We start from the raw sequence: 8220 nt of genomic DNA, 5'->3' as shown, positions 1-8220 counted from the left end.
AGATCGAGGTGCGACCCGAGTCGTACTCGTACCGATTATTTTATTTGCAGCCGGTCATGCCAAGATTGATATTCCGAATGCGATTGATCGTGCCAAAGCACGTTATCCGCAAGTGCAGTTTATTTATGGGCGTCCGATTGGTGTGCATGAAAAAGTCGTGCAAATTATGCAAACTCGTCTGCAAGAGGCGCAACCTGTGCGGGTTGCAGCTCAAGGTGAAGGTGGAACAGATACAGCAGTTGCAGTGGCCGCTCCGCCTGCTGCCGTGACTGATGAAGAAACAGCTGTACTTGTGCTTGGACGGGGAAGCAGTGACCCGGATGCCAACAGTGACTTTTTCAAAATGACCCGTATGCTGTGGGAGAAGCTGCCGTACAGATGGGCGGAAAGCAGCTTTATCGGCGTGACCCAGCCTTCTTTCCCGGATGGATTGGAACGTTGCCTCTTGCTCGGTGCGAAAAAAATTGTTGTCATGCCGTATTTCCTCTTTACCGGTGTGCTGATTAAACGCATTGATGAGATGACGGCCGAATTTGCAGCCGCGCATCCAGATATTCAAGTCGAAATCGGTGGTTATTTCGGTTTCCATCCGAAACTGGTCGAGCTGGTGTTGGAACGTGCGAACGAGGGACTTTACGGTCGTGTTACAGCAAACTGTGACAACTGCCAGTTCCGTCTCGAAGCGGCCAAACACCATCATCACCATCACGACCACGACCATGGGCATGACCACGATCACGACCATGACCATCACGAACATGACCATGACCATGGGCACGATCAACACCATCATGAGCACGATCATCACGACCACCACCATAATGATCATAGCCACAGTCATGGACATGATCATCAGCACGAAGGTCATCATGTCCATAGCCATAATGAGCATGCACATCATGACCACAATCATGAACATAGTCACGACCACGAGCATTCCGAGCACTCTGCGGAGGTTACAGCTACTCGTGAGGCGGCGCTTGATTTTCATCATGACCATGATGAAGAGTTGCATCACTCGCATCATGAGCACGATGGACATCAGAGCAACCGGCAACACGATTCAGCAGGAAATATACAGCAGCATTCATCCTCTTCTCAGGCACAAGTGGCAGCAACTTCCGAGCAGGTGAAGCGTTCATGATCCTCATGTTATGCGGTACCAGCGATGCACGCGAACTTGCGATCCGAATCCAGCAACAAGGACATAATGTCCTGACCTCGGTTGTGACCGAGAGCGCAGCCCAAAGTCTGACTGAAGCCGGTTTACCTGTGCGGACAGGCCGATTGACCGTAGAGGCGATGGTGCAGTTGATTCGTGAAAAAAACACCCCTGTACTTGTGGATGCGAGCCATCCTTTTGCCGAAGAAGCCCATGCGAATGCCATGGAAGCCGCGAAACAAGCGGGCATCCCTTACATTCGTTACGAACGAACCGGGCTTGCTTATGATGACCATGAACTATTGCATGTCGTGTCATCTTATGATGAGGCAGCACTCAAGGCCAAAGAGCTGAAAGGCTCCGTCATGCTGACGACGGGCAGCAAAACGCTGCAAATCTTCACCAAGCACCTGCTCGGTGATCCGGATATACGGCTTGTTGCACGCATGCTCCCCCGTCTCGACAATATGGAGAAATGCGGTGAGCTGGGCGTAGAGCAACGCAATATTATTGCGATGCAGGGTCCTTTTTCCCGAGAAATGAACGAGGCACTTTATAAGCACTATGCAACAATGGTGATGGTCACCAAGGAGAGCGGTAAAACAGGAGCCGTGGACGAGAAAATCCAGTCTGCACTGGAGCTGGGTATTCATGTTGTGCTGATCTCACGTCCAGAGGCGGAGTTTGGCACGGTGTTTGATCATTTTGATGGTGTGCTGGACGAGCTGAAAAGTATTTTGGGGCGGTAATCTACCCGATAGGCTTAATTTGAATAATGAAATATTGAACGGCTTGATTGTAAATATCGCAAGAAGCATTGGAGTACGTTCAGATGAACGATGCAATGATGTATGGGACAGTTGTTCGTACGATGAGGATGTTTGTTCAAATAAAAGGAGTGGAGTGATTCGGATGGATTTCAAAACAGAGTTTAAACCGCTGACCGTGCAGCCGCAGGAGATTGAAGGTAAAAGTTTCGAAATGATTACGGAGGAACTGGGGGAGCACCCGTTTACCGATGAGCAATATCCGGTCGTACAGCGAGTCATTCACGCTTCGGCTGATTTTGAACTGGGCCGCAGTATGGTATTTCACCCGGATGCGATTCAGGCGGGGATCGCAGCGCTACGTGCAGGTCAGTCAGTCATTGCCGATGTGCAAATGATTCAGGCGGGTGTGAGCAAGGATCGTATCCGCGGTTTTGGCGGCGATGTACACGTACATATTTCCGATCCGGATGTGATGGAAGAGGCCAAGCGCCTCAATACCACTCGTGCCATCATCTCGACACGCAAAGCAACCCAAATGTATGACGGGGGCATCTACGCCATCGGTAACGCGCCAACGGCGCTGCTGGAATTGATTCGTCTTGTTAAAGAGGGCGAGGCCAAGCCGGGTTTGATCATCGGCATGCCGGTAGGTTTTGTATCCGCTGCCGAGTCGAAGGACGAACTGCGCAAGCTGGACATTCCTTTTATCACCAACATCGGTCGCAAAGGCGGCAGTACCATCGTTGTGGCAGCACTTAACGCAATCTCGTTGATGGCTGTGAAGGCATAGAGCGGCGGTAGTACAAAGGCAACATAAGCGCACCAACAAGCGAGCATATAGAAGGACGGGAGGTTCAAAGCCATGGAAAAGAAACGCATGAAGAGCGGAGAAGCGCAAGAATCGGATAAACCGATGCGCTCCGGCTTTACGACCGGGGCGTGTGCGACAGCCGTTGCCAAAGGAGCAACGCAGCTTCTGCTCACGGGACATATCCCTGCGCAAGCCGTGGTTTCCTTACCCGCCGGCTTTGACCACTCGTTCGAGCTGATCGAGCAGGAGCTGATGAGGGACGGCACGGCGACCTGTGCCACGATCAAAGACGCCGGGGATGACCCGGACGCCACACATTTGGCGAAAATCATCGCGCATGTCTCCTGGCGGGACGAGCCAGGAGTGGGGCTGGATGGCGGCATCGGTGTGGGCCGTGTTACCAAGCCCGGTCTGCCCGTTCCCGTAGGCGAAGCAGCGATTAATCCCGTGCCGCGCCGTATGATTACCGAAGCGGTGACTCAGGTGCTTGCCGAGCATGGTGCAGCTAGAGGAGTGCGAGTGGTGATCAGCGTGCCGGACGGCGAAGAGATCGCGAAGAAAACGCTCAATGCGCGGCTTGGCATTCTTGGTGGCATCTCCATTTTGGGAACACGCGGCGTGGTCGTTCCGTTCTCTACATCAGCATATAAAGCCAGTGTAGTACAGGCCATTTCCGTTGCGCAGGCTTCCGGCTGTGAGCATATTGTACTGACGACAGGCGGCAGTAGTGAGAAATATGCCATGAAAATGATGCCTGAACTGCCGGAGGAAGCCTTTATTCAGATGGGTGATTTTGTCGGCTTTGCGATTAAACACGGGAAACGGCTGGGCATGAAACGCATCAGTCTGGTCGGGATGCCAGGCAAATTCGCCAAAGTAGCTCAAGGGGTCATGATGGTGCACTCCAAAAGTGCGCCGGTGGATTTTGGATTTCTTGCGTCCGTGGCTCGCGAGACCGGGGCTGGCGATGAACTGGCGCAAGCGATCGAGGAAGCCAACACGGCGACTCAGGTGGCGGATATGATGACCGAAGCGGGATATTTGCCTTATTTTGAAAAGTTATGCCTGTACGCCTGCCAGCACTGTCTGGAACATGCGGGCGGCGGCGTAACGGTGGAAGTGGTGCTGGTCACCATGAAAGGAATGGAACTGGGGAGGGCGGAAATCAGTGAACTCGAACACAACAACTGGAGCAAAGAATCGTAACATCCGCATTATTGGCGTGGGCGAAGAAGGCGCGGCGGGGCTGACGGCAGACAGTCTACATCTCATTCAGGAGGCCGATGTGCTGGTAGGCGGCGAACGTCTGCTGCAATTTTTCCCGGCATTTGCGGGAGAGAAGATTGTGATCAAGAGCAGTTTGAACGACCTCGTTGCGAAAATAAAAGCGTTACAGGACTCACACAACATCGTTGTGCTCGCCTCGGGGGACCCGCTGTTTTACGGCATCGCCGGGTATTTCGCACGCAAGCTTGGCCCGGATCAGCTGGACATCCGGCCTAATCTAAGCTCGCTGCAGCTGGCATTCGCGAGGCTTGGCGAGAGCTGGCACGACGCCGTGCTCGAAAGCGTGCACGGTCGCCCGCTCAAAGGCCTCGCCCAGCGCATCGATGGCAAAGCCAAAGTCGCGCTGCTCACGGACGAGCATAACAGTCCCGCTGCGATCGGGGCGTATCTGCAACAATTCGGCATGACGGAGTATGATGCCTACGTTGCGGAAAACCTGGGCGCGGCAGACGAGCGTGCCCGCCACTACACCCTGGACGAGCTGGCAGCGGCTGAGTGCAGCCCGCTGAACGTCGTCATTTTGTTGCGCCGCAAAGATGCACCGGCGCCGCGCAAAGGCTTCGGGTTTGCAGATGAAGAATTCCATCAGCGCAAACCCGAGAAGGGCCTCATCACCAAGCGTGAAGTCCGCGCGTTCAGCTTGTCCGAGCTGAAACTGGGCGAGGACAGCATCGTGTGGGATATCGGCGCAGGTTCGGGCTCGGTGGCGGTGGAGTGCACGCGGCTCGCGCCGCGAGGCAAGGTCTTCGCCATCGAAAAGAACGAAGGTGACCTCGTGAACATCGAGGCCAACCGGATCAAATTCCGGACCGATTTTACCGTCCTTCATGCCAAAGCACCAGCGGGGCTGGACGAACTACCGGATCCGGACGCGGTGTTCATTGGCGGCAGCGGCGGTGAACTCGCGCAGCTGATCGCCTTATGTGCGTCCCGGCTGCGCCCCGAGGGACGCATCGTGGTCAATGCAGCGACCATCGAAACGCTGCATGACAGCATGAAGGCGATGCGCGATGCAGGCATGCACGCCTCCGTGACCTTGCTGCAGACGGCGCGGAGCAAGCCGATATTGAACATGACCCGTTTTGACGGACTGAACCCGATCTATGTGATTACAGGGCAATTTATCGCAGTAGACGAAGCGAAAGCTGCGAACGGAGCAGAATAGTTTTTTGCAAGGAACCAAAGGGGGAGAGCAGCATTAGCACAACAACAGGAAACATCACAAGTGATATGTCAGGTAGTTTAGCAGCACAAGGCAGTACAGCAACAGACGAAACGGCGAGCGCGGCAGGAACAGGAGCTGGAGTCAGCACTACTGACATCGCGACTGCAAACACGCCCTCCTCAGATGCGTCTGCGTTGTCAGAACTACGCGCGACTGAACCATCAGAGGGCAAAACGGTTGGCACACTGTATGGTGTAGGTGTTGGGCCGGGAGACCCGGAGCTGATTACGGTAAAAGCATACCGGATGATCCGCGAGTGCCCGGTGGTTGCCTACCCGAAGAAACGCAAAGGCGGTAAATCCTACGCCCATGAGATTGTGGAATTATATGTGAATCCGGACGAGAAAGAGATGCTGGGGCTGATCTTTCCGATGACCAAAGACCCGATTGTGCTTGAACGGGAGTGGGGCAAAACCGTGGAAGCGTGCTGGGAAGCTTTAAAGGATGGCAAAGATGTAGCGTTTGTGACGGAAGGTGATCCGAACTTATACAGTACATTTATCCACCTTGCACGTCTCATGCGTGAACTGCATCCCGAAGTGCCGATCAGCTCGATTCCAGGCATATCCTCTGTCCTTGGTGCGGCGGCAGCGCTGGATATCCATCTGGCAGATGGCGATGAGCAGGTTGGTATTATTCCGGCTACAGCGGACAAAGAAGCGATGCGGCAGGCGATTGAGCATCACGATACGATTGTGTTTATCAAAGTAGCAAAGGTGCTTGACCCGATGCTGGAGCTGCTGGACGAGATGGGACTTGGCGGCAAAGCCTCGGTGGTTACCAAAGTCACTTCCCCTTATGAATTGGTCTGGCGTGACGCCCGTGAATTAAAAGGGCAGGAGCTGGAATATTTGAGCCTGATGGTGGTGAGTAAATAATGAAAACATTGGAAGCGAAAGTTTACATCGTTGGTGCTGGCCCGGGAGATCCCGAGCTGATTACGGTAAAGGGCTCTAATATTTTGAAAAATGCCGACCTCGTTCTGTACACGGATTCCCTCGTGAATGATGAACTGATTGCAACAGCCAAATCCGAAGCCGAAGTGCTGCAAAGCTCCGGCATGGATTTGGAACGGCAGGTCGAGCTGATGTGCACCGCAGTCCGGGCAGGACGCAGTGTAGCACGTGTACATACGGGTGATCCAGCGATGTATGGTGCCATTTTGGAACAAATGGTGCTGCTCAAGCAGCAGGGTGTGGAGTACGAGATTATTCCAGGCGTTAGCTCGGTATTTGCTTCAGCAGCGGCGCTGGGAGCGGAACTGACTGTACCGGAACTGACACAGACCGTTATCCTGACGCGTGCGGAAGGACGTACACCTGTGCCTGAGCGGGAGAAGCTGCGTGATTTGGCCTCCCATCACTGTACGGTAGCGCTCTTTCTGAGTGCAACACTGGCGAAAAAGGTCGTGGTGGAATTCCTTGCCGCAGGCTGGAGTGAAGATACACCGGTCGCGGTAGTGCAGCGCGCAACATGGCCGGATCAGAAAATCGTGCGCACCACGCTGGCCAATCTGGCTGCTGATTTGCGTGCCGCAGGCATTACGATGCATGCGATGATTTTGGCAGGCTGGGCACTTGATCCAGATCTGGTGAACCGGGATGCACACCGCTCGAAGCTGTACGACAAGTCCTTTACCCACGGCTATCGCAAAGGAGTGAAGTCCGGTGAGTAATCCGTTTGCTGCTGTAGCGATTACGAAGCATGGTGTAGAGATGGTGCGTAACCTGGAAGGACAGTTTCAGGGCACGGACGTTTATTATATGAGCAAATTTGCCCGTGGCGATGAGGAACAACTTGGATATACGCTATTTGAAGGTTCGGTGAAGCTGATTCTGCCAGACCTGTTCAAACGTTATAACGGCATCATTCTGTTTATCTCTCTGGGTGCCGTTGTACGCATGATTGCTCCGCTGCTGGTGGACAAAAAAGTGGATCCTGCCGTGCTGGTCATCGATGACCGCGGCGAGAACGTCATTAGCGTGCTGTCCGGTCACCTTGGCGGTGCCAATGAACTCACGCGTCAAGTGGCGGAAGTGCTTGGTGCGCGTGCAGTCATCACGACAGCTTCGGACGTGCAGGGCACGATCCCGGTGGATATGTTTGGACGTGAACTGGGCTGGATCGTGGACAGCTTTGACAAAGCGACTCCCGTAAGTGCGGCGGTGGTCAACGAGGAGCCGGTGGCACTGATTCAAGAGACAGGCGAACGCAACTGGTGGCGGTATAACAAACCTGTGCCTGATCATATTCGGGTCTTCCGTAGTATGCAGGAGACTGAATCGTTTGCGTTTAACGCGGCACTGGTGGTCAGTGACCGTTTGCTTTCGGCGGCGGAAGAGGAAAGTTTTTTAACTAATGGGGTACTGTACCGCCCGAAAAGCCTCGTGCTCGGCATGGGCTGCAATCGCGGAACTGCGATGGAAGAGTTGGAGCAGGAAGTGCTTGCCACGTTGGAAGAGCTGTCCTTGTCTGTGAAGAGCGTGCGTAACGTGGCTACGATTGATCTGAAAAAAGATGAAGAGGGCCTGCTGTCTCTATGCGCTAAGTACGGCTGGGAACTCGTCACTTACACTCCGGAGGAACTGAATACGGTGCAACTTGCCAATCCGTCCGAGACGGTATTTAAATACACCGGAGCCTACGGCGTAAGTGAACCTGCTGCACTGCTCTCTTCTGGAGCTGATCATTGGCTGCTGGAAAAGAAAAAGAGCGGCAACCTGACGATCTCTGTCGCACGGGTTGCATTTGAGTAAGCTAGGGTTCGTGTGATTGAGAAGCATTTTATGTGGTCAACCAGCGTTTCGTGTGACCAACCAGCATTGCGTGTGACCAACCAGCATTGCGTACGAATAACAGGCATGAATTTGTTTTAGATCGTTTGCGTCACCAATAAGGACGAATGTATCTTAGGGAGCTAGGTTCTCCCGAACCGCCGCATGTTTTTATGTCAATTAATTTTAGT

General features: G+C 53.7%; 8 protein-coding genes. All 8 read left to right on the top strand.

The genetic code is table 11. The features are described 5' to 3' along the window. Nucleotides 1–1144, top strand: a 1144-nt coding sequence (locus EC604_RS28620; RefSeq protein WP_151458136.1) for a sirohydrochlorin chelatase, incomplete at its 5' end; no start/stop codon positions are given. After that, a complete protein-coding gene (gene cobK, locus EC604_RS28615) occupies nt 1141–1911 on the top strand; it encodes a precorrin-6A reductase (RefSeq protein ID WP_123067357.1) in 771 nt (256 codons plus the stop codon). The genes EC604_RS28620 and cobK, both read left to right, overlap by 4 nt. A gap of 163 nt (nt 1912–2074) precedes the next feature. After that, nucleotides 2075–2722: a precorrin-8X methylmutase gene (locus EC604_RS28610; RefSeq protein ID WP_090924152.1), complete on the top strand. Its 648-nt coding sequence runs from the start codon at nt 2075–2077 to the stop codon at nt 2720–2722. Nucleotides 2723–2794: 72 nt separating this feature from the next. Next, nucleotides 2795–3949, top strand: a complete 1155-nt coding sequence (locus tag EC604_RS28605) for a cobalt-precorrin-5B (C(1))-methyltransferase (RefSeq protein ID WP_123067356.1) — start codon at nt 2795–2797, stop codon at nt 3947–3949. Next, complete coding sequence (gene cbiE / locus EC604_RS28600) at nt 3912–5195, top strand: precorrin-6y C5,15-methyltransferase (decarboxylating) subunit CbiE (RefSeq protein WP_123067355.1); 1284 nt, start codon at nt 3912–3914, stop codon at nt 5193–5195. The genes EC604_RS28605 and cbiE overlap by 38 nt, the downstream gene beginning before the upstream one ends. 65 nt (nt 5196–5260) lie before the next feature. Further along, nucleotides 5261–6133, top strand: a complete 873-nt coding sequence (cobI, locus tag EC604_RS28595) for a precorrin-2 C(20)-methyltransferase (RefSeq protein ID WP_123067354.1) — start codon at nt 5261–5263, stop codon at nt 6131–6133. Beyond that, complete coding sequence (cobM, locus tag EC604_RS28590) at nt 6133–6930, top strand: precorrin-4 C(11)-methyltransferase (RefSeq protein ID WP_123067353.1); 798 nt, start codon at nt 6133–6135, stop codon at nt 6928–6930. The genes cobI and cobM overlap by 1 nt, the downstream gene beginning before the upstream one ends. Further along, a complete protein-coding gene (locus EC604_RS28585) occupies nt 6923–8011 on the top strand; it encodes a cobalt-precorrin 5A hydrolase (RefSeq protein ID WP_123067352.1) in 1089 nt (362 codons plus the stop codon). Before cobM ends, EC604_RS28585 begins: the two co-directional genes overlap by 8 nt. Nucleotides 8012–8220: the final 209 nt, after the last annotated feature.

It is taken from the genome of Paenibacillus amylolyticus, assembly GCF_003719335.1.
In the GTDB taxonomy this organism is placed as follows: domain Bacteria; phylum Bacillota; class Bacilli; order Paenibacillales; family Paenibacillaceae; genus Paenibacillus; species Paenibacillus amylolyticus_D.
Note: the sequence above shows the minus strand (reverse complement) of the source record. Positions and strands in the feature narration are given on the sequence as shown.